A 25,052-nucleotide genomic window follows, 5' to 3' on the forward strand; every position below is an offset into this window, starting at 1 on the left:
AGCGGCGCACCCGGAGAAGATGAAAATGGAACTGTCAAAAGCGCGTAGCCGGTCCCCCGACGCGAAATTGATTCATGGCGCGCAGTACATGGTGGTGATGCTGTGTGCACTGTGCATGGTCGTTGACGGCTTCGATGTCCAGGCCATGTCGTACGCAGCGCCCGCCCTGATCAAGGACTGGGGAATCAGCAAGGCCATGCTCGGCCCGGTTCTGAGCGCCGGCCTGTTCGGCATGCTCGTGGGCTCGGTCCTGCTCGCAGGTATCGCCGACAGGATCGGCCGCCGGCCAGCGTTAATCGTTTCTCTGATGTGGGTAGCAGTCCTGATGGCAGCGACGCCTCTCGTTCACACGGTCGGACAACTGGTGGCAGTCCGCTTCATCGCAGGGTTCGGGATGGGGGTCGTCGTTCCCAATGCGCTCGCGTTGGGAGGGGAATACAGTCCGAAGCGCTTGCGCACGACGCTCGTGATGGTGGTCTCGTCCGGCTATGTGATCGGCGGAGTCGTAGGCGGCGCGATCGCTACGTTTGTGATCAAGCCATTTGGCTGGACCGGCGTTTTCTACTCTGGTGCGATTCTCACCGGGTTCCTCGCACTACTGATGCTGATCTTTCTTCCGGAATCGTTGCAGTTCCGGCTGTTGCGGCGCCCGAACGACGACAAGACGGTCGACCTGATCAGGAAGTACCATCTCGACGACGATCTCAACCAGACCGAGCAGGCGGCACGCAAGGAAAGCGCGCTGAAGGTGGTGTTCGGACATGGACGCACGCGCCCCACCGTTCTGCTCTGGCTCGCGAGCTTCTGCAACATGCTCAGCGCGTACTTCCTGGCTGCGTGGATCCCGCTTCTGATGAGCGCAATCGGCTTTTCGGCCAGCGCCGCGCTGCTTACTGGCATGGCGTTCTGGGGTGGCGGCCTCGTCGGCAATTACCTGCTGGGCTATCTGATCGACCGCTTCGGATATGGCTGGGTCATGTTCGCCAACTTCGTGCTTGGCGGACTGTCTATCGCGGGACTTGCATTGTTCACCCATCAACCGGAAATCGCCGTCCTGTGCATCATGTTCGCTGGCTTTAGTGTCATCGGCGGCCAGTCGGGGCTCTACGGTATCGCAGTGGTCTTTTACCCGACCAAAGGCCGTTCGACGGGCGCCGGACTTGCATCCGGAGTCGGACGTGTCGGGGCGGTGCTCGGTCCGGTTCTGGGAGGGTATTTGCTCTCGCGCTCGTGGAGCGCGGACCAGATCATCCTCGCCTCGGCTGGGCCGACGCTCGTGACTGCCCTGTCGATAGCCCTGCTTTCATCCATTTCCCGTGCGGACGCCCCCTCCACCGTATCGGACCCTTCCGTCGGGACGCAATCGTAGCGCGAGCATCGGACCATTAGCTGCCTGAAGCGGCGCAATAGCTCTATCGCTGCTTACAAGGTTGTTGATTCGACGGATTGAACACTACATTAGGAATTATTGATGAAGTGGTCCGCTGGCAATACCAGCACAGGCGCGCTTTGCGTGCTTCCCGGAAGCTGGATTTCAACCCGCCATGCGTTTCAACAGAGACAGCATCGCCATGTTCGACAATGGGCGCCCTTCCGTGCAACCGGGAAACAAATATCCATACTTCGCCTTCGGCAGCGCACTGCGGACGATCTCGACAGCCCGTTTGCAAAGCGGTACGCGTAGCGGCCGACCGCTTTTCGTGCGATCTCCAGGAATACTCCAGACACGATTGTCGAGATCAAACTCCTCAACCCGTGCAAACCGTACCTCATTCGTACGAGTCGCCGTGAGGATAAGGAGGTGCAGCACCCGCGCCGCGCGCCGTGGACGAAGCTCCAGTTCACAGACAAACGCCGGGAGGTCTTCCCAAGGCAGGGCTGGATGATGCTTTACTTGTGAGCGTTTCTTCGAGCGCGGCAACACCAGTTGCGGATGGTCAGCGTACCGTGCGGGATTGCTGCCAATGCGATGACCCAACACCGTCTCTGCGTCGAGGATCGCCTTGATGCGGCCGCGCACACGCCGCGCCGTCTCCGCCTTTTTTGTCCAGATCGGCTGAAGGATCCGCACGATCATCGCCGTGTCGATATCGCGCACCCGGACGTCACCGATCACCGGATACGCGTAGGTTTTGAGCGTGTTACTCCATTGCTGGACGTGCTTGCGATTTCGCCAGTGGGGTTCGTGCCCGCGGATAAACGCTTCCGTTGCTTCACGAAACGTCACGTTTGCATCCTGCGATATGTCGAGCAACTGTCTGCGCTGCTGCTCGCGTCGGACAAAGATGGGATCGATCAGATCTCTGACCATGTCACGATATCCAACGGCCAGTTTCCGCGCCTCGCCCAGAGAAACGCGCGAGAGCAGACCAAGCCCCATCTCACGCACACGGCCGTTCAGTTTGAACCGGAACACCCACGAGCGCGCACCGCTGTCCGCGATTTGCATATACAGACCACCGCCATCAGAGTAATGGCCCGGCGTCACCTCTTTCGCGACCCGCAGTGCGCTGAGTCGATGCAACTGTCGTCCTGCCATGCCGCCCTCCTTTCCTACCCACAAAACCCATGTCGCTACCCATGTTTCGTGAGGAAATTGTGGGGGACGCGGCCGGACGCCGCAAGCATGCCGTTACCCACAAAAGCCCCCAAAATCATGGGCTTGCGGACTTTCAGAGGAAGCTCAAGGAACGCCGCGGAAGCCCGGCATGGCGGAAGGCAGCAGGAGTCGAACCTACCCGGGAGTGTCTGACACCCCCAACTGGATTTGAAGTCCAGCCGTACCACCGGATACGAATGCCTTCCGTGGGGAAAAAACCAAAGAACAACGAGCGCCTACGCCTGAATACCCACCCAACCGCTGTCAGGCCGCAGGAAGTGAAGATCGCGGTGGAAGCGAGTATACCCAACCCGATCGAAGAACTCGAGAATCTGGATCGCACGCTTGCGGCCGAGCCCGGTCGCGTCGCGGAACGTTGCCGCATCGAGTCCGCCGCCGCGCGTCGGCGCGAGCTGGGCGACCAGCCCCGCGAGCTCGCGCGCCACCTCCGCGTGATAGAACAGGTCGCGTACGACCTGATGCACGTCGCCGCGCCGCGCGAGCTTGCGCAGCAGCGTGCGCACGGCCTCTTCGGCCGCGCCGGTGTCGCGCGCCAGATCGCGCACCCATGGCGGATCGAAGCGCCCCGCATGAATCAGCGGCAGCAGTTGCTGCGCCAGCGCTTCCTCGCGTGCATCGAAACTCACGGAATGCGACGGCAGATGCAGCCACGGCCCGCTACGCGCAACCTCCCCGCTCTCCACCAGCGCATCGACCAGCGCACGCCACGGCGCATCGCCGACGAGCGGCGCCGCCATCCGCCGCAGGCGTGCCGCATCAAGCCCCTGCTCGTCCGGCACGCGCTCGTGATACGCGCGCAGCGTGTCGATCGCGCGCGCCTGCAGCGCACGCCAGTGCGCACGCGCCATCACCGTGCCGTCGTTCGATGCCCGCTCGCGCTGCCCGATCGCCAACGCATCGTCCGGCAGCGCGAGCGCGTCCGGCGCAAACCCTGTCAGGTGCGTGAGCATCGCGCGTGCGATGCCGAGCGGCGCCTGCGCGAGCAGCGCATCGAGCCGCCCTTCGTCGAGCCACGTCGCCAGCGCGTCGAGCCATGCGCGGCGCGCGGGTGTGCGACGCTTGCGCGCGGGGCCGAACGGATCGAGCACGCGACCGCCGCCGACGGTGCGCGTCGCTTGCGGATTGCGGACGATGAAACGATCGCCCGGCAGCGCGAACACGGGCTCGTCGAACACCAGTTGCACGCGCATCGTCTGTCCGGCGCCAAGCGTATCGCCGTCGAGCAGCGCGACGTGCGCCACGCGATGCAGCGTGCCGAGATGCACGTGCAACGGCGCCCAGTGCGTCAGCGTGAGCCCCGCATCGGCCAGCAGCGTGAGATCGACGTCCAGGCGCGGCGACGTCGCGACGAGCCGCGCGTCCGCGACGGTGTCGCCGCGCCCGACGTCCGCACGCTCGACCCCGGCCAGGTTCAGCGCGCAGCGCTCGCCCGCGCGGCCGGCATCGACCGGCCGGTTCTGCGTGTGAATGCTGCGCACGCGCGCCGCACCGCCGCTACGCACGATCGCGAGCGTGTCGCCGGTCGCCACGCGGCCCGCGAACGCGGTGCCCGTGACGACGGTGCCCTGCCCGGCCAGCGTGAACACGCGATCGACCGCCAGCCGGAACAGGCCGTCGTCACGGCGTGCGCGCCATGCGAGCGCCGCGTCGGCAAGATGACGCTTCAAGGCAGCGACGCCCGGATCGTCGGCACGCGTCGCGCAGGTTTCGAAGATCGGTGCGCCGTCCAGCGTCGAGCCGTGCAGCCACGCGGCGATCTCGTCGCGCACGGCCGGCAGGCGTGCGGCATCGACGCGATCGCACTTCGTCAGCGCAACCGCACCATGCGTGACGCCGAGCAGTTGCAGGATCGCGAGATGCTCGCGGGTCTGCGGCATCACGCCGTCGTCAGCGGCGATCACGAGCAGCGCGAAGTCGATCCCGCTCGCGCCGGCCGCCATCGTATGAATCAGCTTCTCGTGGCCCGGCACGTCGATCAGGCCGAGCACGTCGCCGTTCTCGAGCGGCGTATACGCATAGCCGAGTTCGATCGAGATGCCGCGCGCCTTCTCTTCCTTCAACCGGTCGGTGTCGACGCCGGTGAGCGCCCGCACGAGCGTCGTCTTGCCGTGATCGATATGTCCCGCGGTACCGCCGATCATGCAGCGGGCCCCGCGATCCGCGCGCATTGCGCGATGAATGCCGCTTCGTCGGCGGCCTCGAGGCAGCGCAGGTCGAGCCGCAGCGCGTTGTCGGCGACGCGGCCGATCACCGGACGCGGCCAGTCGCGCAGCCGCTTCTCGAGCTGCGCAAGCGCCCGGCCGCCGCGCTTGCCGTCCGGCGTGCGCACGACGAGCCCGGCGCTCGGCAACTGGTCGACCGGCAGCGCGCCGCTGCCGATCTGGCTGAACATCGGCTCGACCCGCACGTCGAAGCCGCTGCCGAGCGCGGCCTGCAACGCCGGAAGCACGCGCTCGGCGGCCTCGGCGATGTCATGCTGCGGCCGCGTCAGCAAACGCAGCGTCGTGAGCCGCTCGCGCAGGAATTCCGGTGCCTGGTAGAGCCGCAGCACGGGTTCGAGCGCGGCAAGCGTCAGCTTGCCGACACGCAGCGCGCGCTTGAGCGGATGCTTCTTGATCTTCGCGATCAACTCGCGATCGCCGACGATCAGGCCGGCCTGCGGCCCGCCGAGCAGCTTGTCGCCGCTGAACGTGACGAGGTTCGCGCCGGCCGCGACGGTTTCCTGCACGGTCGTCTCGTGCGGCAAGCCCCATTGCGACAGATCGGCGAGCGTGCCGCTGCCGAGATCGACCACCACCGGCAGCCCGCGCTCGCGCGCGAGCGGCGCGAGCTCGGCGAGCGTCACTTCCTTCGTGAAGCCGCTGATCGCATAGTTGCTGCAATGGACCTTCATCAGCAGCGCCGTGCGCGGGCCGATCGCATCCGCGTAGTCGCGCAGATGGGTGCGGTTGGTCGTGCCGACTTCGTGCAGCTTCGCACCCGCACAGCTCATGATGTCGGGAATGCGGAACGCGCCGCCGATCTCGACGAGCTCGCCGCGCGACACGATCACTTCGCGTTTCGGCGCGAGCGCCGACAGCGCGAGCAGCACGGCCGCGGCATTGTTGTTGACGACGGTCGCGGCTTCGGCGCCCGTCAGTTCGCACAACAGAGCGTCGATCAGGTTGTCGCGGTCGCCGCGGCGGCCGGTGGCGAGATCGAATTCGAGGTTGACGGGTTGCGTGAGCGCGTCGACCACCGCGCGCACCGCGTCGTCGGGCAACAGCGCACGCCCGAGATTGGTGTGCAGCACGGTGCCCGTCAGGTTGAACACCGCGCGAACCGTGCCGGTGCTCTGCGCGGCCAGCGTGCGAGCGACGGCTGCCGCGATGCAGGGCTCGTCGAGCGGCTCGACCGCCGCCGGATCGTGTTGGGCGGCGGTGCGCCAGCGTTCGAGTTCGGCGCGCACCGCGGCCAGCACGCGCGTGCGGCCATAATCGGCGAGCAGCGGCTGCAGCGGTGCCGACGACAGCACACGCTCGACCGACGGCACGCGCGCGAGGACGGTATTCAGTTCATTCAAACCCGGTTCGGTCACGTGATGGTGGCTCCTTTTCCATGTGCGGCATGCGACAGGCAGCCGGCGCGCTCGCGCCGGCCCGGCGTGCCGGCCGTCAATCGGTGTCTGCTTCGCGCGACATGTCCGGCCACAGCAGCGGGTTCGGCGAACTGCGCTGGTAGCCGGCTTCGTTCATCAGCAGGTCGAGCGTGAGGCTCGCGAGATCGTCCGCCAGCGGCTCGAACTCGTAGTCCTTCTCCTGGTAGCCGATCTTGCGATAGGTCTTGCATTCGTCGCACGACTCGGCCTTGACGGCTTCGCTGCCGCCCTCGATCCCGTGGTACGCGATGCCCTTGGTCGAGTCGCAGTGCGAACATTTCGTGCGCACCATGTGCCACTCGGTCGTGCACAGCCCGCACTGCAGGAAACGGTAGCCCTGGAACTGGCCGCCGACCCGCACGACGCTCGCGACCGGATGCGTGCCGCATACGGGGCACAGCCCCGGCTGGTCGAGATACGGGACATCGGCCGGCGCCACGCGGCTCGCGAGATCGGTCCACACGACCTGCAGCGCGGCCATCAGGAACGGCGCGGTGGCCGGGTCGACTTCGGCGAAGCGCAGCGCGAGGACCGCGTCGGCCTGCGCGTCGAGGTCGGCGGGCGGCATCAGGCGCAGCCGGTCGAGCAGCTTCGCCAGCGACGGGTTGACGAGCCCGGCGCTTTCGACGCGATCGAGCAGTTCATACAGCACGGCGCGCCACTGCGGGTCGCGCTGGCCGTCGAGCGCCGGCACGAGCGGCATCGAATGCTGCTGCGCGCGCGCGATCGCGTCGGCCGACGGCATCGGCAGGTTCAGCGCCTGCAGCGTCGCGTGCTGCGCGTCGGCGACGGTCGCCATCAGCCGCAGGTAGCCGCTGATCGGGTTCAGGTCGGCAAGCTTGCGCAACCGGGCGGCACGCGCGGCGAACGCGGTGCCGCGCTCCGGCAGGCGAAAGCGCGGAATGGCCGAATGATCGAGCGCCGAGATCTCGGTCGGCTCCAGAATGCGTTGTGTCACAAGAAATGTCTTCCAAAAAAACAAGCGCCGACGGATCGGCGCTTTTCAGGCGATTCCGGCGGTTGACGGAGCGGTACGCAGCAATCGGCGTACCGCTCCGCTCCGGTGCGTTACTTCACGCTTTCACGGAACCACTTCGGGTGATGCTTGCGGGCCCAGCCCAGCGTGACGGTGCCGCGCACCATCGCCCCGATCGAACCCTTCACCCACAACGCCGCGTAAATGTGCACGATGATGCTCGCGATCAGCACGAAAGCCGCCACGGCATGCACGACGGCCGCCGCGCGGATCACCCCGATCGGGAAGTAGAACGAGAAGTAGCGCCGCCAGATCACGATTCCCGACAGCAGGAGCAGCAGCAGGCACGCCACCAGCGTGAAGAATAGCAGCTTCTGTCCGGCGTTATAGCGCCCGACCGGCGGGAGCCTGTCTTCCTGGTTGGTCAGCACGTCGCCGATCTGCTTCAGCCATTGACGGTCGTCGGCGTCGAGCGCGTTGTGGTGCCAGAAGCGCACCACGAGGATCGCGAACGACACGAACATCACGAGACCGACGAACGGATGCAGGATCCGCGTCCACTGGCCACCGCCGAACAGCGCGGTGAGCCAGAACATCGACGGATGGAACAGCGCGAGCCCGGACAACGCGAGCAGCACGAACGTGATCGCGGTGATCCAGTGGTTCGTGCGCTCGTTCGGCGTGTAGCGGACGATCAGGTTGGGGTCGTCGTGCTTCATTTTCCGTTCTCCTTGATGCGTCGCGCCTCGTCGCGGGCGGCGGCTTCTTCCTCGTCGCTGACCTCGTTCGGACCGACCCGCGTGTAGTGGAAGAACCCGGCCAGCGCGGTCAGCGCGAGGCCCGCGACCGCGAGCGGTTTCGCGATGCCCTTCCACAGCTTCACCATCGGGCTGATCGACGGATTGTCGGGCAGCCCGTGGTACAGCGACGGTTGGTCGGCATGGTGCAGCACGTACATCACGTGCGTGCCGCCGACGCCCTGCGGATCGTACAACCCGGCGTTCTCGAAGCCGCGCTCCTTCAGGTCCTCGATCCGCTCGGCCGCGTGCTGCTTCATGTCCTCCTTGGTGCCGAACACGATCGCGCCCGTCGGGCAGGTCTTCACGCAGGCCGGTTCCTGGCCGACCGCGACGCGGTCGGAACAGAGCGTGCACTTGTACGCGCGATGATCCTTCTTCGAGATCCGCGGGACGTTGAACGGGCAGCCGGTCACGCAATAGCCGCAACCGATGCAGTTCTCCTCGTGGAAGTCGACGATCCCGTTGTTGTACTGCACGATCGCGCCGGGCGACGGGCACGCCTTCAGGCAGCCCGGATCCTCGCAGTGCATGCAGCCGTCCTTGCGGATCAGCCACTCGAGGTCGCCGGCCGGGTTCTCGTATTCGGAGAACCGCATCACCGTCCACGAGTGCTCGGTCAGGTCGGCCGGGTTGTCGTACACGCCGACGTTGGTGCCGACCTCGTCACGCAGGTCGTTCCACTCCATGCACGCCGTCTGGCATGCCTTGCAGCCGATGCACTTCGATACGTCGATCAGCTTCGCGACGCTCCCGGTCACCGGTTCGCGCGCCGTGGGCGGCGGCGTCGTGGTGGCCGAGACGCGCTTGATATCCAGCGATTGCAATGCCATCTCTTCCCCCTTACGCCTTTTCGACCTTCACCAGGAACGACTTGAATTCCGGTGTGTACGAGTTGCCGTCGCCAACGGACGGAGTCAGGGTATTGGCGAGATAGCCGGGCTTCGTCAGGCCCTTGAAGCCCCAGTGCAACGGGACGCCGACCGTCTGGACCTTCTTGCCCTCGATCGTCAGCGGCTTGATCCGCTTCGTGACGAGCGCGACCGCGACGATGTAACCGCGCTTGGACGACACCTTCACGCGATCGCCATGCGCGACGCCGACTTCCTTCGCGAGGTCTTCGCCGATCTCGACGAATTGCTCGGGCTGGATGATCGAGTTCAGCCGCGCATGCTTGGTCCAGTAGTGGAAATGCTCGGTCAGCCGGTACGTCGTCGCGACGTGCGGGAACTCCGACACCTTGCCGAACGACGCGCGGTCGTCCGGGAACACGCGGGCGGCCGGGTTGTTCAGCGCCTGCGGGTTGTCCGGGTGCAGCGGGTTCGCCGCAAGCGGCGTCTCGAACGGCTCGTAGTGCTCGGGGAACGGGCCTTCGTTCATCCCCGCGCGGGCGAAGAAGCGCGCGACGCCTTCCGGGTTCATGATGAACGGCCCCATCCCGTTCTCGGGCGGCTCGTCCACCTTGAAGTCCGGCACGTCGACGCCCTTCCACGCACTGCCGTTCCAGCCGACCAGCTTGCGGGTCGGGTCGAACGGCTTGCCGCTCACGTCGCACGATGCACGGTTGTACAGGATGCGCCGGTTGGCCGGCCACGCCCATGCCCAGTTCAGCGTCTGGCCGATGCCGGTCGGGTCGGAGTTGTCGCGCCGCCCCATCTGGTTGCCGGCCTGCGTCCATGCACCGCAGAAGATCCAGCAGCCGCTTGCGGTCGTGCCGTCGTCCTTCAGCTGTGCAAACGCGGCGAGCTGCTCGCCCTTCTTCACGAGCGTCTTCGTCGGATCCTTCGGGTCCGGCAGGTCGGCGAGCGCCTTCCCGTTGAACTCCATCGCGAGCTCTTCCGGCGTCGGGCTTTCCGGATTCGCATACGGCCAGGTCAGGTTCAGGATCGGGTCCGGATACTTGCCGCCGTCCGTCTGGTACATCTTGCGCATGCGCAGGAACAGCCCCGACATGATCTCGAGATCGCTCCTCGCCTCGCCCGGCGGCTCCGCGCCCTTCCAGTGCCATTGCAGCACGCGGCTCGAACTGACGAGCGAGCCGTTTTCCTCCGCGAAGCACGTGGTCGGCAGACGGAATACCTCGGTCTGGATCTTCGACGAATCGACGTCGTTGAAGTCGCCATGATGTTTCCAGAACTCGGACGTCTCGGTCGCGAGCGGATCCATGATCACGAGCCACTTCAGCTTCGCGAGGCCGGCTGCCGTCTTCACCTTCGACGGCGACGCCGCGAGCGGGTTGAAACCCTGGCAGATGTAGCCGTTCATCTTGCCGGCATTCATCAGCTCGATCACCTGCAGCAGGTCGTACTGCTTGTCCAGCTTCGGCAGGTAGTCGTAGCCCCAGTTGTTCTCGGCGGTGGCCGCATCGCCCCACCACGACTTCATGAAGCTGACGTGGAACGCCTTGTAGTTCTTCCAGTAGCTCAGCTGGTTCGGGCGCAGCGGCAGCTGCACGCGCTTCTTGATGTAGCCGTCGAAATCCTGCTCGGCCTGCATCGGCAGCGTCATGTAGCCCGGCAACAGGTTCGACATCAGCCCGAGGTCGGTCAACCCCTGGATGTTCGAGTGGCCGCGCAGCGCGTTCATCCCGCCGCCCGCGATGCCGATGTTGCCCAGCAGCAGCTGCACCATCGCGCCGGTGCGGATGATCTGCGCGCCGATCGAATGGTGGGTCCAGCCGAGCGCATACAGCACCGTGCCGGCGCGGCCGGGAACGGCCGTGGTCGCGAGCATCTCGCATACCTTCAGGAATTTCTCCTTCGGCGTGCCGCACGCCTGCTGGACCATGTCCGGCGTATAGCGCGCGTAGTGCTGCTTCAGCAGGTTGACCACGCAGCGCGGATGCTGCAGCGTCGGGTCGACCTTCACGAAGCCGTCGTCGCCGCGCTCGTAGTCCCAGCTCGATTTGTCCGGGTACGCGTGCTGCTCCGCGTCGTAGCCGGAATAGATGCCGTCGTTGAACGCGAAATCCTCGCGCACGATGAACGAGAAGTCCGTGTAGTGCTTCACGTACTCATGCTGGATCTTGTCGTTCGTCAGCAGATAGTTGATGACGCCGCCCAGGAAGACGATGTCGGTGCCGGTGCGGATTGGCGCGTAGTAGTCAGCCACCGAGGCCGTACGCGTGAAGCGCGGGTCGACGACGATCAGTCGCGCCTTGCGGTGCGCCTTCGCCTCCGTGACCCACTTGAAACCGCACGGATGGGCCTCGGCTGCATTGCCGCCCATCACGAGAATCACGTCCGCGTTCTTGATGTCGACCCAATGGTTCGTCATCGCTCCACGGCCAAACGTCGGGGCAAGACCTGCCACCGTCGGGCCATGTCAGACACGCGCCTGATTGTCGAATGCGAGCATCCCGAGGCTGCGGACCGCCTTGTGCGTCAGGTAGCCGACTTCGTTGCTGCCCGCCGACGCGGCCAGCATGCCGGTGGTCAGCCAGCGGTTGACCTTCGCGCCGTCTTCCGCCGTCTCGACGAAGTTCGCGTCGCGGTCGGCCTTCATCAGCTTCGCGATCCGGTCGAGCGCATCGCCCCACGAGATGCGCTCCCACTTGTCCGAGCCGGGCGCCCGGTATTCGGGATGCGTCAGGCGGCTCGGGCTGTGGATGAAGTCGATCAGGCTCGCGCCCTTCGGGCACAGCGTGCCGCGATTGACGGGATGGTCGGGATCGCCTTCGATATGGATGATGCTCGGCTGCGCGTTCTTCGCGCCGTCACCGAGGCTGTACATCAGGATGCCGCAACCCACTGAACAATATGGACAGGTGTTGCGCGTTTCGACTGTGCGCGCCAGCTTGTACTGTCGGACTTCGGCGAGCGCTTCCGTCGGAGAAAAGCCCATGAGGGCAAGACTCGATCCGGCAAGCGACGTGGCCGTCACCTTCAGGAACTGGCGCCGGGACATTTGTAGCATGATGGTCTCGGCGGTTTTGTGGGGTGGAGTGAAACTGTAAGGAATTATAGACAGTTCAAGCAACTATGATCGAATCGTCGGATCAATACTGATTTATCCGATCCACCGATGTCCTGCGGCGATGTCCCGCAGCCAGCGCACAACCGAACCGCCATGAAACGACAGATCACGTCCGAAGCCACGCGCCTCGCACAACAGCAAGCCAACTGGGCGCTCAACGCATTCAAGCGTTTCTCTTCCGACCGCTGCTCGGCGATGGCCGCGAGCATCGCGTTCTTCTCGGCGTTCTCGCTCGCGCCGACACTCGTGATGGTGATCGCCGTGGCCGGCTGGTTCTACGGCGACGACGCGGCGCGCGGCCAGGTGTTCGAGCAGGCACACCAGTTGATCGGCGACGATGCGGCGGCCAGCATCCAGACGATCGTGCAGAACGCGCATCGCGCGGGCGAGCGCGGCGGCATCGCGACGCTGATCTCGTTCGCGGCGCTCGCGCTCGGCGCATCGGCGACGTTCGCGTCGCTGAACACCGCGCTCAGCGTGATCTGGCCGAGCACGGAAAACCGCTGGTCGAGCATGCTCGGGCTCGTGCGCGTGCGGCTGGTTTCGTTCGGGCTCGTGCTCGGCGTCGCGTTCCTGCTGATCGTGTCGCTGGTGCTCGATACCGCGATCACGTTCGTCGGCACCTGGCTGCTCGGCAACTCGCCGTATGTGGTCGTCACCAACCTGCTGCAGTTCTTCGTCGGCATCGCGGTGCTCGCGGGCGCGTTCGCCGCGTTGATGAAGTTCCTGCCCGACGCGCGCGTCGCGTGGCACGACGCGATGATCGGCGGGATCGTGTCCGCGATCCTGTTTTCCGGCGGCAAGAAGCTGTTCGCGCTGTATCTCGCGCACGCCGGCACCGCAAGCGCGTTCGGCGCGGCCGGATCGTTCGCGGTCCTGCTGATGTGGCTGTACTTCTCGGCGGCCGTGCTGCTGCTCGGCGCGGAATTCGCGGCCGCNCCGCGCCGGAACGGTGCCGCCGTGCCGGCACCGACGGATCGCGCACGCAACCACTGAATTTCGTCGCGTTGCATCGCACGCGACCGCGCATTGCACGCGCCGCATCGTCGCCCTACGCGAGCGCGTTGCGTTTCGCAACCGCCCCGCCCGGCCCGCACCGCTCCGAAGTTTATGCGTTCTTTGCATCGTGTTCCGCCGCACCCTGCAACGCCAAACGTTTGCGCACCTCGATTCCCGTGCGTCAACCCGCGAAATCCGCGCCACTGTTGCCGGACACGCCAGCCATTGCAACAATCGCAGCGCAGCAATTGTCAACTATTTCAAAAAGAGGAACAGTCCTTGATGTGCTTGATATATATGGACTTTTTCATGCTGTTACCTTTTCGAGACACTTTATTTTTTAAGCTTTCTTGCATGGATGGCACTGAGCTATTCTCCAATCCGCAACAAATAACGAATGACGAATCATTTGCGTGGAGATAATCAACGATGAAGAAGCTCGCTCTCTCGACCCTTTCGCTCGCCCTGCTGGGCGCCGCCGGTGCTGCTCACGCTCAATCGAGCGTCACGCTGTACGGCGTGATCGATACGTCGATCGCGTTTGTCCATGGCAACCAAGGCAAGGCCATCAACTCGTGGCAAATGCTGTCGGGCAACCTGCAAGGCCCGCGCTGGGGCTTGAAGGGTACGGAAGACCTGGGTGGCGGCCTGAAGGCAATCTTCCAGTTGGAAAACGGTTTTGACGTCGGCACCGGCAAGCTGAACCAGGGCGGCCGCATGTTCGGTCGTCAGTCGTACGTCGGCCTCGACCACGCTCAGTACGGTACGCTGACGTTGGGTCGCCAGTACGATCCGTCCGTCGACATGGTCCAGGCCGTGACGGGCGACAACTACTTCGGCAGCATCATGGCCACGCCGGGTGACGTCGACAACAACGACAACAGCATCCGCGTCAACAACGCTGTCAAGTATGTGTCGCCGGTGTTCGCAGGCTTCCAGGTCGAAGGCATGTACGCGCTGGGCGGCGTGGCGGGCCATCCGGGCCAAGGCCAGACGTGGAGTGCCGGTGCGGCCTACAACAACGGCCCGATCGGCGTCGCAGCCAGCTTCCTGCGCGTGCAGAACGGCAACGATCGCACGATCGCATCGGACGGCACGGGCGGCTGGACGAGCCCGACGGCGACCGGCCTCGACGTGTCGAACAACCCGATCGTCGGCGCATACGCAACGGCGAAGGCAATCAACATCGCGCAAGTCGCTGGCCAGTACGCAATCGGCCCGGTGACGTTCGGCCTCGGCTACAGCAACGCGCAATACAAGGCGGACAGCCTGTCGGCATTCGGCGAAACCGAGAAGTTCAACACCGGCCGCGCATTCGTGAACTACCAGGCCACGCCGGCACTGCTGCTGGGCCTCGGCTATGCCTACACGAAGGCGAGCGGCGACACGGACGCGAAGTATCACCAGGTTTCGCTGGGCGCGGACTACTCGCTGTCGAAGCGCACGGACGTCTACCTGATCGGTGGCTACCAGCACGCAAGCGGCACGCAACGCGTCAACGGCACGACGACGCAAACGGCGGAAGCTTCGATCGGCTCGTACGGCTACGGCGGCACGAAGTCGCAAGAGCTGGTCGCTCTCGGCCTGCGCCACAAGTTCTAAGAAGTACGTTTCCGGTGTGCATGGCGTCTCTGACGCCATGTCGCCGAACTGCAAAACCAGTCATCGGTTTCGGCCATGGCTGGTTTTTTTTCGTCCGTTGCCGGCAACGCCCGGGTACGCAACCGGCCCGGGACGGTTCCCGAGCCCGCCTGGCGCGCGCAGGAAGCCGCTTGAAGGCATCCCGGACACCTGTCCCTGTCCCGCACTCCAACCTGCATCGGGCAGGCGCAGGAAGCCCTGGCTGGCGCCCTGCGGCTCCCGCCACACGCAACTCGAGCGCGCGCCGCGCAGGCCGCACATCGCCCGCGTCGCGACGGACACACGCCGTTCTCGTCGTCGATCCCGCGGCACCGGAGACCCCGACACCTCGACACACCTCGACACGCAGTATCCATGCTTCGACGTGTCGATTTCGACGCCCGTCATCCGTCGTCTATCGATAGCGGCATCCAGATTGCTCCCTCCCTCACCCCTGACCGACAGGAGACGCTCCATGACGATTCAGAAGATCACGCCGTTCCTCTGGTACGCGACGGAGGCCGAAGAAGCCGCGGCCTTCTATGCGGGCATTTTCCCGGACTCGCGGATCGTCCGCGTCACGGCGGTGGCCGGCACCGGCGGCACCCGGATGGTTGAATTCGAGCTGTTCGGGCAGCCGTTCATCGCGATGAGCCATCCGCGCACCGAGACGTTCAACCATGCGATCTCATTGATGATCCGTTGCGGCAACCAGGCGGAACTCGACCGCTACTGGCGCGCGCTGCTCGACAACGGCGGCACGGCCGATGGTTGCGGCTGGCTGCGGGACCGCTTCGGCGTCTCGTGGCAGATCGTGCCCGACGCGCTGATTCCGATGATGGCCGACCGCGACGAGGCCAAGGCCGCGCGAGTGGCCGCAGCCATGATGCAGATGACGAAGTTCGACGTCGCCACGCTGGAGGCCGCATACGCAGGCACGGCGGGCTGACGAGGCCGCGGACGGGCACATCCGTCACCGGGCATCGGCAGGTTCGTGGCACTCATGGGGCATGCGCGGCGCGCGCATGACGTGCATGGTCGCGATGCTCGGCAGCCCTCCTCGACGCGATTGTGTCGTGCCGCGACGCAATCGCGGACGGCGATGGTTCGCACGCCGCTACGCCGACATCATCGCGCCGACGATCCGTCGCGCGTAACGCACGAACGCGGCGCCCCCAAGTGAGTGCGCCCTGCCTGGCGCACCCAATAAAAATCCCCGCACGCTTTCGCGTACGGGGATCGTCGGACATCGCAACGGCCGCCGACATGCATTCGGCAGCTGTTGCGCGGCATTACGCAGCCGCGTCCTTCAGCTTCTTCAGCGCACGTGCCTTCACGCGCACGCTGGCCGGCTTTGCCGGGAACCAACGCTCTTCGCCCGTGAACGGATCCTTGCCGAAGCGCTTCTTCTTCGCCGGCACGACTTGCGCCGTGATCTTCAGCAGACCCGGCAGCGTGAACTCGCCTGCGCCCTTCTTGTGAACCGAGCCCAGCACGACGTTCTCGAGTGCGGCGAGCACTGCCTTGACTGCCTTCACTTCGACAGCTGCGCGCTCAGCGATGTGCGTTGCGAGCGATGCCTTCGTGAACTTGTCCTTCAGCGGCGTCGGAGCGGCCGGTGCTGCCTTCGCGACAGCCTTCTTGGCCACTACTTTCTTCGCGGGCGCAGCCTTTTTTGCAGCCACTTTCTTGGTGACCGGTGCGGCGGCCTTCTTGGCCACCTTTTTTGCGGAAGTCGCCATGTTTCTCCTACCAGGTGTGGTCGTTGGATACACGAAGCGTGCAACGCGCGCGCTTCAACGCCGGATTCTACAAGCGCCTCGGCGCTTCGTGCAGTACTTTTATGCGTTTTCGCGGGGTTTCCCGCAGGTTTTGTTGCGCGCGACCGACTTCGGCGACGCTCGAGCATCGAAAAACGCCTTTACGTATGCGTCCAAACGCGTCCGATCGCGAATTACGTTCGATATTTGCGCACCTATACTGACCTCGCTCAGTGCCCCGGATGCCTTCATGCGCGAAGTCAGATACGTCAAAGGACTCGACGGCCTGCGAGCCATCGCCGTCATCCTCGTTTTCCTGTCCCACAAGGGCCACGTCCTCGCTGTCGACGTGGGCAAGCTTGGTGTGTGGACGTTTTTCTTCATCAGCGGATTCCTGATCGTCGGCGAGCTGCATCGCAACCGTCAGGCGATCGAGCGCGGCACGATGACGCGCCGCCATGCGCTCGCGCTGTTCCTCGCGAAGCGCGCGCTGCGGATCTTTCCCGTCTACTACCTGCTGCTCGCCGCGCTCGCGATCGCACACGCGCTGTTCTACCAGCGCGGTGTCAATCTCGGGCTCGCGTGGCATGCCACGTTCCTGTCGAATTACTGGATCGGCGTCGTCAAGGACGGCTGGCCGGGCTCCACGTCGCACTTCTGGAGCCTCGCGGTCGAGCAGCAGTTCTATCTGATCGCGCCGCTCACGCTGCTCGCGGTGCCGGCCGCGCGCCACGTCGCGCTCGGCATCGCGGCCGTCGCGCTGTGCGCGCTCGCGCATCTCGCGCTCTATGCGGTCGATGCATCGCCGGTGCTGATCTACGCGTTTTCCCCGTGGAATTTCGCACTGATCGCGCTGGGCGGCGTCGGCGCGATGGCACTCGCCGATCGCGGCCCGGCCGTCGTCCGCCGCATTCCGCCTGGCTGGCTCGGCGCCGCCGGCGTGGTGTTCTTCCTCGTGCTGCCGGCGTTCACGAGGATGCCGGACCTCGTCTCGGGGCTCGTGGATCTCGGGCTGTCCGCATCGCTCGGCGCGCTGATGCTGTGGATCGTTACCGAGCCCGATCACCCGGCCGTGGCGCTGCTCGACTGGGCGCCGCTCGTCTATCTCGGCACGATCAGCTACGGCTTCTATCTGTTCCACAACCTGATTCCGGCACGTTTCGGCGAGGTGCCCGCGCTGTTCGCGCACGTGCCGATGCCCGGCTTCGTCCGGGAAGCGCTGCCCGAAGTGCTGCAGTTCGCGCTCGCCGTTCTGCTGGCGCACCTGTCGTGGCGCTACCTGGAAAAGCGCCTGCTCGACTTCAAGAAGCCGATCGCCGAGAGACTGGCCCGGTACTTCGTCGCGCGAACAAGCACTTCGCCGCGCTGAGCGCGGCACCACCACCGACGCGCCACGCAACCGGAAACGATCGGAAAGCAGGCGACGGTGCCGACGGCGCCCGACGCCAGGACCGTGCGGCCAGCGACCCGCGCGTCCATCTGGAACACGCGTGGCACCGCGGCGCGTCGCCGGCGTCCATTGCGGGCCGGCACGCCGACCCGGCATCGACGACTATCGCACTGCGCGGCCGTCGCCCGCACGCAAAAAAGCCCCGGCGCACGAAGCAGCCGGGGCCAACGGAACAACCACCACCTGAAACACCTGAAACACCTGAAACAACGGAGCAGCGTGGCTGCTTATGCGACAGCAGCCAGCGCGGGCAAGCAGGTACGCAGATACGCCTCGAATTCGCGGCTCACTTCCGGATGCTGGAGCGCGAGCTCGACGGTCGCCTTGAGGTAGCCGATCTTGCTGCCGCAATCGAAACGCGTGCCGAAGTAGCGATACGCCAGCACCTGTTCGTTCGCGAGCAGCGACTGGACGGCGTCGGTGAGCTGCAGTTCGCCGCCCGCGCCCGGCTTGAGCCGGCGCAGATGATCGAAGATCGTCGGCATGAACACGTAGCGGCCGACCACGCCGAGGTTCGACGGCGCGTCTTCCGGCGCCGGCTTCTCGATGATGCCCGACAGCTTGATGATGTCCTCTTCCCACTCGCGGCCTTCGACGACGCCGTACGAGCGGGTGTCCTCGCGCGGAATCGTCTCGACCCCGATCACCGAGCTGTGATAGTGGTCGAACACGTCGACGAGCTGCTTGAGCACCGGCTGTTCGCCGTGCAGCAGGTCGTCGGCGAGAATCACCGCGAACGGCTCGCCGTGCACGAGCTTTTCCGCGCACAGCACGGCGTGACCGAGGCCGAGCGCTTCCGGCTGGCGCACGTAGAAGCAGTTCACGTGGCTCGGCTTGATGCCGCGCACGAGCTCGAGCAGCTTTTCCTTGCCGCGCGCCTCGAGTTCGGCCTCGATCTCGTACGACTTGTCGAAGTGATCCTCGATCGCGCGCTTGCTGCGCCCGGTCACGAAGATCATCTCGGTGATACCGGCGTTGATCGCTTCCTCGACCGCGTACTGGATCAGTGGCTTGTCGACGACGGGCAGCATTTCCTTCGGGCTCGCCTTCGTTGCCGGGAGGAACCGCGTGCCGAGACCGGCGACGGGGAACACGGCCTTGGTGACTTTCAACATGTTCGCATCCTGATTGCGTTGACTGCGCCGCGTCGCCCTGCGACCCGGCGCGATTGTTTTCCGAACGGCATATCGAGAATCGACGGTACGGCCAATTCCACTCCGCTCATTATCGACATGGACCGATTGCCCATTTTTCCGGAAAAGAGATAATCCGCGGATCCGGTCGATATTGCCGAACCGATTGCCGAAGCAGAAACAAATTACCGATTTTCCGGATACAAATTCTTACGATTCGAATTCCTCGATATACGGGACGCCGCCCCGTTCGAGACCCGGGCGAATCGGCTCGTTCTTCAGCGCCTCGCGGTACGCCGACAGCACGGCCATGACCAGCAGTACTGCCGCGCTCGCGATCCAATGCATGTCCATCTTGCCGCTCCTTGCATCAATCAACTGGAGCTTCAAACTATCAGAAAAAAATCGGCAAATAATTGCAGCGCCCGCGGAACCGCTTTCAGACCGATATAAAACCACTATCTGAAATATCATTATTCCTCGGCGAGATTTTTTTATTCATTCGCTCGAATTCTTGCGCATTACGATTGGACCATCCCCTTCATCCGTCGCAAGGAATCGAATCGCATGCAAGCTTTCAGCGGATCGCCTTTGACCGCGCCGCCCGTCGCCGACCACAAGGAACACGTGATCGACGCGATGCGCGGGTTCGCGGCCCTGCTCGTCGCCTATTTCCACTGCCGCCAGGTCGTCTGGGTCGGCATGCAGAGCTTCCATCACGCTTACGGTCATACGCTGAGCCCGGGCGTGATCGCCGGCTACCTGACCTTCCCGTTCGCGTGGGGGTCCGCCGGCGTGCCGATCTTCTTCGTCATCAGCGGCTACTGCATCCACCGCAACGCGGCGCTCAAGCTCGCGGCCAACCCCGCGTACCGGCTCGACGCGCCGAACTTCTGGGCGCGCCGCTTCGCGCGCATCTATCCGGTGCTGCTCGCCGCGCTGCTGTTTACGCTCGCGATGGACGCGGTCAGCCTGCAGATCGCGCCGGTCAGCCACAAGATCCGCGATGTCGGCATCACCGCGTTCCTCGTGAACCTGTTCTCGCTGCAGGGTGTCGCCGGCTACACGTACGGATCGAATGGCGCGCTGTGGACGCTGTCGCTCGAAGTGCAGTTCTATGCGATCTATCCGCTGCTGTTCGCGCTGCGCCGGCGCATCGGGATGCCGGCGATCGTGGCGGCCGTCGCGCTCGTGAACGTCGCGTCGGCATGGCTGCTCGAACGGCACGACCTGCAGTTCTTCACGTCGTACTGGCTGTCCTGGGCGGTCGGCGCGTGGATCGCCGACGTGCGCGCGCAACCGGCGCGCGGTGCGGCCGCCGTGCCGTCGCGCGCGTGGTACCTCGCGGCGGCCGTGTTGCTCGCCGCGGGCTGCGGCGCGTTCCATTTCGGCCAGTACGGCGCGTTCCAGCTGTGGGCGGCCGGCTTCGCGTGCTTCCTGTACCGCGCGCTCGCGTGCCCGCCGCGCCCGACGCCGCTCCTGCGCGTGCTCGGCTGGTTCGGCGACTTCAGCTACTCGCTGTATCTCGTCCACCTGCCGCTGTTCGTCTGCCTCGGTTCGGTGCTGTTCCATTCCGAGCTGCAACTGTCGATCTGGCCGTCGCTTGCGTTCATGGCCGCCGCGATTCCGGTCGGCTACGTGTTCTACCGGCTGTTCGAACGCCCCGCGATGATGTGGTCGGCCAGCCTGAAGCCCGCGCGCACTGCCCGAATGGTCTCGTCGGCACCCGAACAGGCTGCCTGAGCCCGAACGCGAACGCGCGGCTCCGGCGCGTCCCCCCGGCCCCGTGCGAGTCAGGTTGCACGGGGCTTTTTTACGCGCGGGATGGCCGCACGGGTTTCGGGGCGGAGCGAACGCGGCGCTCCGATGCGTGTCCGCCGTGCGTAGCGGGTGCATGGGCGGCTGCGCTACCGTCACCGCGATCCAACCCTCGGGATGTCGCGAACGACCGCACCGTGCGCCTGCTGGCGTCCGCGTGGCGATCCCGAGCGGCGGGGCCGCGCCCGCCGCAACGAAAAAGGCCGCTCCGATCAACGTCGGAGCGGCCTTTGTTGCCTTGACCGAGTCTTGACTGAACGGCATTACCGCAAAAAGCCGGTTTCCCGCCGGATCACGAGGCCCGCTTCGCGGGCTGCCGCCTACCGCTTCTGCGCCTTCGCGGCCTTCGCCGTATCCGCGAGAATCTTCTCGACCCGTTCCACATAGGTTTCGGTGCCGAACCGGCGCACCGCGGTCGCGCGCCCGCTCGCGACGAGCCGCTCGCGCAGCGCACCGTCGTGCTGCAACCTGCCCAGCGCATCGGCCAGCGCGGCCGCGTTGCCCGGCTCGCACAGCAGCCCGTTTTCGCCGTCCTCGATAATCTCGACGACGCCGCCCGCGCGCGCCGCGACCACCGGCCGCCGCGCGAGCATGCCCTCGACGATCACGCGCCCGAACGGCTCGGGCGTGATCGACGTATGCGCGACCACGTCGACCGCCTTCATGCACGCGGCCACGTCGCGCTGGAACCCGAGGAAATGCACGCGGTCGCCCATCCCGTGACGGGCGACGGTCTCGTGCAGCTGCGCCGCGTATTCGTCCTCGCCGAACAGCGGTGCGCCGACCAGGACCACATGCATGCCGGGATGGCGTGCCGCGGCCTCCAGCAGCAGATGCTGGCCCTTCCAGTGCGCGAGGCGGCTGAACGAGCCGACCAGCCACGCGTGCTCGGGCAGCCCGAAGCGCGCGCGCAGCGCGGCCTGGCTGGCGTTCTCCAGCGCATCGAACGGCTCGGCCGAAATACCGTTGAACACGACGTCGACGTGCTGCGGCGTGAAGCCCGTCAGCGCGCGGAATGCCTGCGCGGACGCATCCGAGTTCGCGATCACGCGCGTGACGCCGAAGCGCGCGCAGTACTTGATCGCCATCAGTTGCTTGCTGCCGAAATGGTCGCCGCTGACGATGTCGCGCAGGTGCCAGACCACCGGCTTGCGCGCGAGCCGCCCGGCCAGCGCCGCGACCACCATCGCGCGCTGCGTGTTCGCGTAGATCACCTCGGCGCGGCGCGCGCGCCGTGCGACGTTCCGCACGAGCGCGACAAGCTGCTTCAACGCACCGGCCGACACGCCGCCCTGCTTGCGCACGCCAGCCAGCGCGCCCTGGTCGAGCACGTCGACGCGCGCGCCGATCTCGTCGAGCGCCGCGCGGAACGGGCCGTCGTCGAACAGCAGCACATCGGCGTTCGTCCGCATGTGCTTCATGATCTCCAGCAGCGACAGCTCCGCGCCGCCGAGCACGCCGCTCTGATCCAGCACGAGCGTCGCCGGGCCGCGCGCGGCCGGCATCGGCGCGACGGCCGTGCCGCGCTGCGCGGTCGCGCCGGGCAGCGCCGCTTCCACATAGTCGAGAAAACGCCGCCGGAACGTGTCGGCGGAGAAGCGCTCCGCATTCGCGCGGCACGCATGCGGCGTGAAGCGCTGCGGCGCGCGCTCGAAATCGTCGACCGCCGCGACGATGGCCTGCGGCGTCTGTTCGTCGAAGAACAGCCCGGTCGGATTCGCGTGCGAGCGCGGCTCGAGCACGGTTTCGAGCGCACCGCCCTTCCCGTATGCGATCACCGGCGTGCCGCACGCCTGCGCCTCGACCACCGAAATCCCGAAATCCTCCTCGGCCGCGAACACGAACGCCTTCGCGCGCCGCATCCGGTCGTGCAGCACCGCGAACGGCTGGTAGCCCATGACCTCGACGTTCGGGCCGGCCTTCGCGCGGATCTTCTGCATCTCGGGTCCGTCGCCGATCACGACGAGCTTGCGCGCGGGCGTGCGCGAGAACGCTTCGACGATCAGGTCGATCTTCTTGTACGGCACCATCCGCGACGCGGTCAGGTAGAAATCGTCCTTCACCTCGTTCAGCGAAAAGCCATCGACGTCGACCGGCGGGAAGATCACCGCCGCGTCGCGGTGATACACCTTGCGGATGCGCCGCGCGATGAACGCGGAGTTCGCGACGAAGCCGTCGACCGCATTCGCGGTGCGGGTGTCCCAGTTGCGGATGTAATGCAGGATCATCCGCGCGAGCAGCGATTTCGGCCCGTGCGTGAGGTTCGACTGTTCCAGATACTGGTGCTGCAGGTCCCACGCATAGCGGATCGGCGAATGCACGTAGCTGATGTGCATCTGGTCCGGCCCCGTCAGCACGCCCTTCGCAACCGCGTGGCTGCTGGAGATCACGAGGTCGTAGTCCGACACGTCGAGCTGCTCGATCGCGAGCGGCATCAGCGGCAGGTAGCTGCGGTACTTGGTGCGCGCGAACGGCAGTTTCTGGATGAAGGAGGTCGTCACCGGCTTGCCGCGCACGAACGCGCGATCGTCGAGGAAATCGACGAGGCTGAACAGGTCCGCGTCGGGAAAGCACGCGACGATCTGTTCGAGCACGCGCTCGGCACCCGCGTACGTGACGAGCCAGTCGTGGACGATCGCCACGCGCAGCGGGCGGGACGCATGGCGCGCGCCCGCCTGCCCGGCCGGTTCGGTGCGGCGCAGCGCGGCGGCGTCGCCGACGTCGGCCACGGCGGCATCGGCCGTGGCGAGGTTCAGGATGGCGTGTTCCGCCAGATCGCGATTCATGTCATTTTCCTCGCATTGAGACGGACGAACAGGTCGCGCACGAGCGCGCGCAGGCCCGGCGTCATCGTGAGCGACCACGCAAGGTTCAGCACCAGCACGATCGCGCAGATGCCGATCGACTCGCCGAGCCCCGACCACGCTTGCGCGAGAAACAGGCTCGCGAGCAGGAAGGCGAGATGCGCGAGCATGTCGAGCACGATCGCGCGCATCCGGATCGCCGACAGGTACAGCAGCACGCCGTAGTCGACCAGCGCGCGCGTCGCGACGACCACCGCCGCGCCGATCAGCCCGAAGTGATGAATGCCGAACCACAGGCCGCCGACGAAGAACGGCATCTCGATGAGCCCGGCGAATGCGGCGCGGGCCGGGTTGACCTGCGACTGGATCAGGATCCGCGTGACGCTCGCCTGGCCGACGAGCCACACGCTGATCACCAGCACGCGGCCGACCGGCGCCGAATGCGCGGCGAGATCGGGGCCGACCCACAGCGTGAGGAACGGCGCGAGCGCGAAGATCGCGACGATGCCGACCGGCGTGAACACGCCGTTCAGGAATTCGAGCGACTGGCGCGCGAGCGTGTCGGCGTGATCGCGGCCAACCGCCGACAGGCGCGGGAACAGCGTGCGCACCAGCGCGTTCGGCAGCATGTTCAGGCGCGTGACGAGGTTCTGCGGCACCGTGTAGTAAGTGACGAACTTCGCGCCCATGCCGGCGCCGAGCATCACGCGATCGAGCGTGTCGGCGACCATGCTGGCCGTGCTCGCGATCAGCATCCAGCCGCCGAAGTTGAACAGCCCCTTCGCGGTGCCCCACTGCGGCGGGTCGATGCGCCGGATCGCGAGCACCTTGATGCTCGCGTGACCGAGCATCACCGCCGCGATCAGCCGCGCGACGACCGCCGCGGCGAGCACCGTCTGCAGGTTCGGCGCGATCCACCACGCGGCGCCGAGCGGCAGCAACTGGAACAGGAACGTGCCGATCGTCTGGTTCGTGTTGAACACGCCGAACCGCTCGGCGCCGTTGATCGCGCCGGCGAACACCCACGACACGTTCGCGAGCGGAATCGCGAGCGCGAGCCATGGCAGCGCGAGATACACCTCGTGCTGCATCGCCGCCGACACCTTCGTGAAATACGCGGTGTAGACGAACGCGCCGAAATAGATCAGCAGGCCGCCGGCGATGCCGGTGCCCAGGTTCAGCCAGAACGCGCTCCAGAACACCCGCGCGCTTTCGTCCGCGTTGCCGCTCGCGAGCGCCTTCGAGATGTGGTTCTGCGCGGCCATGCTCATCCCGAGATCGAGGATCCCGAAATAGCCGATCAGCGTCCACACGAGACTGACGACGCCATAGCGTTCGACGCCGAGCGCGTGGATATAGGCGGGCACCGTCACCAGCGACACGAAGGTCGGCAGGATCAGCCCGATGAAGTTGATCGAAACGTTCTTGAGTATGCCTTTGTCCATGCTTTTGCCCATGGGCCT

General features: G+C 65.7%; 18 protein-coding genes and 1 tRNA gene. 6 read left to right on the forward strand and 13 right to left on the reverse strand.

All coding sequences use genetic code 11. From position 1 onward, the window contains the following. The first annotated feature begins 19 nt into the window (after window positions 1-19). Window positions 20-1,369 (forward strand): MFS transporter, encoded by a 1,350-nt coding sequence (locus ACTJKF_RS00455; RefSeq protein ID WP_440621576.1) that lies wholly within the window; start codon window positions 20-22, stop codon window positions 1,367-1,369. A 165-nt stretch (window positions 1,370-1,534) separates the two neighbouring features. On the opposite strand, the gene ACTJKF_RS00460 is transcribed toward ACTJKF_RS00455, so the two are convergent. The 8 genes from ACTJKF_RS00460 to fdnG all read right to left on the reverse strand — a co-directional run bounded on the left by ACTJKF_RS00460 (window position 1,535) and on the right by fdnG (window position 11,945). Next, a complete protein-coding gene (locus ACTJKF_RS00460) occupies window positions 1,535-2,539 on the reverse strand; it encodes a tyrosine-type recombinase/integrase (RefSeq protein ID WP_440621577.1) in 1,005 nt (334 codons plus the stop codon). A gap of 170 nt (window positions 2,540-2,709) precedes the next feature. After that, a tRNA-Sec gene (locus tag ACTJKF_RS00465) sits at window positions 2,710-2,805 on the reverse strand. 30 nt (window positions 2,806-2,835) lie between these two features. Beyond that, complete coding sequence (gene selB / locus ACTJKF_RS00470) at window positions 2,836-4,761, reverse strand: selenocysteine-specific translation elongation factor (protein WP_440621578.1); 1,926 nt, start codon at window positions 4,759-4,761, stop codon at window positions 2,836-2,838. Beyond that, on the reverse strand, window positions 4,758-6,197 hold the full coding sequence (selA, locus tag ACTJKF_RS00475) for an L-seryl-tRNA(Sec) selenium transferase (protein ID WP_440621579.1): 1,440 nt from the start codon (window positions 6,195-6,197) through the stop codon (window positions 4,758-4,760). Before selA ends, selB begins: the two co-directional genes overlap by 4 nt. Window positions 6,198-6,273: 76 nt before the next feature. Then, window positions 6,274-7,215, reverse strand: a complete 942-nt coding sequence (gene fdhE, locus ACTJKF_RS00480) for a formate dehydrogenase accessory protein FdhE (RefSeq protein WP_440621580.1) — start codon at window positions 7,213-7,215, stop codon at window positions 6,274-6,276. 110 nt (window positions 7,216-7,325) lie between these two features. Further along, window positions 7,326-7,952 (reverse strand): formate dehydrogenase subunit gamma, encoded by a 627-nt coding sequence (locus ACTJKF_RS00485; protein ID WP_440621581.1) that lies wholly within the window; start codon window positions 7,950-7,952, stop codon window positions 7,326-7,328. Then, window positions 7,949-8,863: a formate dehydrogenase subunit beta gene (fdxH, locus tag ACTJKF_RS00490; protein WP_440621582.1), complete on the reverse strand. Its 915-nt coding sequence runs from the start codon at window positions 8,861-8,863 to the stop codon at window positions 7,949-7,951. The genes ACTJKF_RS00485 and fdxH overlap by 4 nt, the downstream gene beginning before the upstream one ends. A gap of 10 nt (window positions 8,864-8,873) precedes the next feature. Continuing rightward, a complete protein-coding gene (gene fdnG / locus ACTJKF_RS00495; protein ID WP_440621583.1) occupies window positions 8,874-11,945 on the reverse strand; it encodes a formate dehydrogenase-N subunit alpha in 3,072 nt (1,023 codons plus the stop codon). A gap of 153 nt (window positions 11,946-12,098) precedes the next feature. Here fdnG and ACTJKF_RS00500 point away from each other — a divergent pair, with 153 nt between their 5' ends. From ACTJKF_RS00500 to ACTJKF_RS00510, 3 genes are all read left to right on the forward strand, one after another. After that, complete coding sequence (locus tag ACTJKF_RS00500; RefSeq protein WP_440621584.1) at window positions 12,099-13,001, forward strand: YihY/virulence factor BrkB family protein; 903 nt, start codon at window positions 12,099-12,101, stop codon at window positions 12,999-13,001. 432 nt (window positions 13,002-13,433) lie between these two features. Beyond that, the gene (locus ACTJKF_RS00505) at window positions 13,434-14,606 is read left to right on the forward strand and encodes a porin (protein ID WP_440621585.1); all 1,173 of its coding nucleotides are present in this window, start codon (window positions 13,434-13,436) and stop codon (window positions 14,604-14,606) included. 493 nt (window positions 14,607-15,099) lie between these two features. Continuing rightward, the gene (locus tag ACTJKF_RS00510) at window positions 15,100-15,573 is read left to right on the forward strand and encodes a VOC family protein (protein WP_440621821.1); all 474 of its coding nucleotides are present in this window, start codon (window positions 15,100-15,102) and stop codon (window positions 15,571-15,573) included. A 343-nt stretch (window positions 15,574-15,916) separates the two neighbouring features. Here ACTJKF_RS00510 and ACTJKF_RS00515 read toward each other — a convergent pair whose 3' ends face one another. Beyond that, a complete protein-coding gene (locus tag ACTJKF_RS00515) occupies window positions 15,917-16,366 on the reverse strand; it encodes an HU family DNA-binding protein (protein ID WP_440621586.1) in 450 nt (149 codons plus the stop codon). 268 nt (window positions 16,367-16,634) lie between these two features. On the opposite strand from ACTJKF_RS00515, the gene ACTJKF_RS00520 reads away from it, so the two are divergent. Next, on the forward strand, window positions 16,635-17,753 hold the full coding sequence (locus ACTJKF_RS00520) for an acyltransferase family protein (RefSeq protein ID WP_440621587.1): 1,119 nt from the start codon (window positions 16,635-16,637) through the stop codon (window positions 17,751-17,753). A gap of 308 nt (window positions 17,754-18,061) precedes the next feature. Here ACTJKF_RS00520 and galU read toward each other — a convergent pair whose 3' ends face one another. After that, entirely contained in the window at window positions 18,062-18,949 is an 888-nt protein-coding gene (gene galU, locus ACTJKF_RS00525) for a UTP--glucose-1-phosphate uridylyltransferase GalU (protein ID WP_440621589.1), read from the reverse strand. 228 nt (window positions 18,950-19,177) lie between these two features. Beyond that, the gene (locus ACTJKF_RS00530) at window positions 19,178-19,321 is read right to left on the reverse strand and encodes a hypothetical protein (RefSeq protein ID WP_006479318.1); all 144 of its coding nucleotides are present in this window, start codon (window positions 19,319-19,321) and stop codon (window positions 19,178-19,180) included. 213 nt (window positions 19,322-19,534) lie between these two features. Between ACTJKF_RS00530 and ACTJKF_RS00535 the strand changes: the two genes are divergently transcribed. Then, complete coding sequence (locus ACTJKF_RS00535; protein WP_440621590.1) at window positions 19,535-20,710, forward strand: acyltransferase family protein; 1,176 nt, start codon at window positions 19,535-19,537, stop codon at window positions 20,708-20,710. Between the two features lie 395 nt (window positions 20,711-21,105). Here ACTJKF_RS00535 and ACTJKF_RS00540 read toward each other — a convergent pair whose 3' ends face one another. Both ACTJKF_RS00540 and ACTJKF_RS00545 read right to left on the reverse strand, forming a co-directional pair. After that, window positions 21,106-23,571 (reverse strand): glycosyltransferase family 4 protein, encoded by a 2,466-nt coding sequence (locus tag ACTJKF_RS00540; RefSeq protein ID WP_440621591.1) that lies wholly within the window; start codon window positions 23,569-23,571, stop codon window positions 21,106-21,108. Further along, window positions 23,568-25,034 carry a flippase gene (locus ACTJKF_RS00545; protein ID WP_440621592.1) on the reverse strand — a complete coding sequence of 489 codons (1,467 nt, stop codon included), beginning with the start codon at window positions 25,032-25,034 and terminating at the stop codon, window positions 23,568-23,570. The genes ACTJKF_RS00540 and ACTJKF_RS00545 overlap by 4 nt, the downstream gene beginning before the upstream one ends. Window positions 25,035-25,052: the final 18 nt, after the last annotated feature.

Origin of the sequence: Burkholderia sp. 22313 (genome assembly GCF_052045245.1) — a bacterium.
GTDB lineage: Bacteria > Pseudomonadota > Gammaproteobacteria > Burkholderiales > Burkholderiaceae > Burkholderia.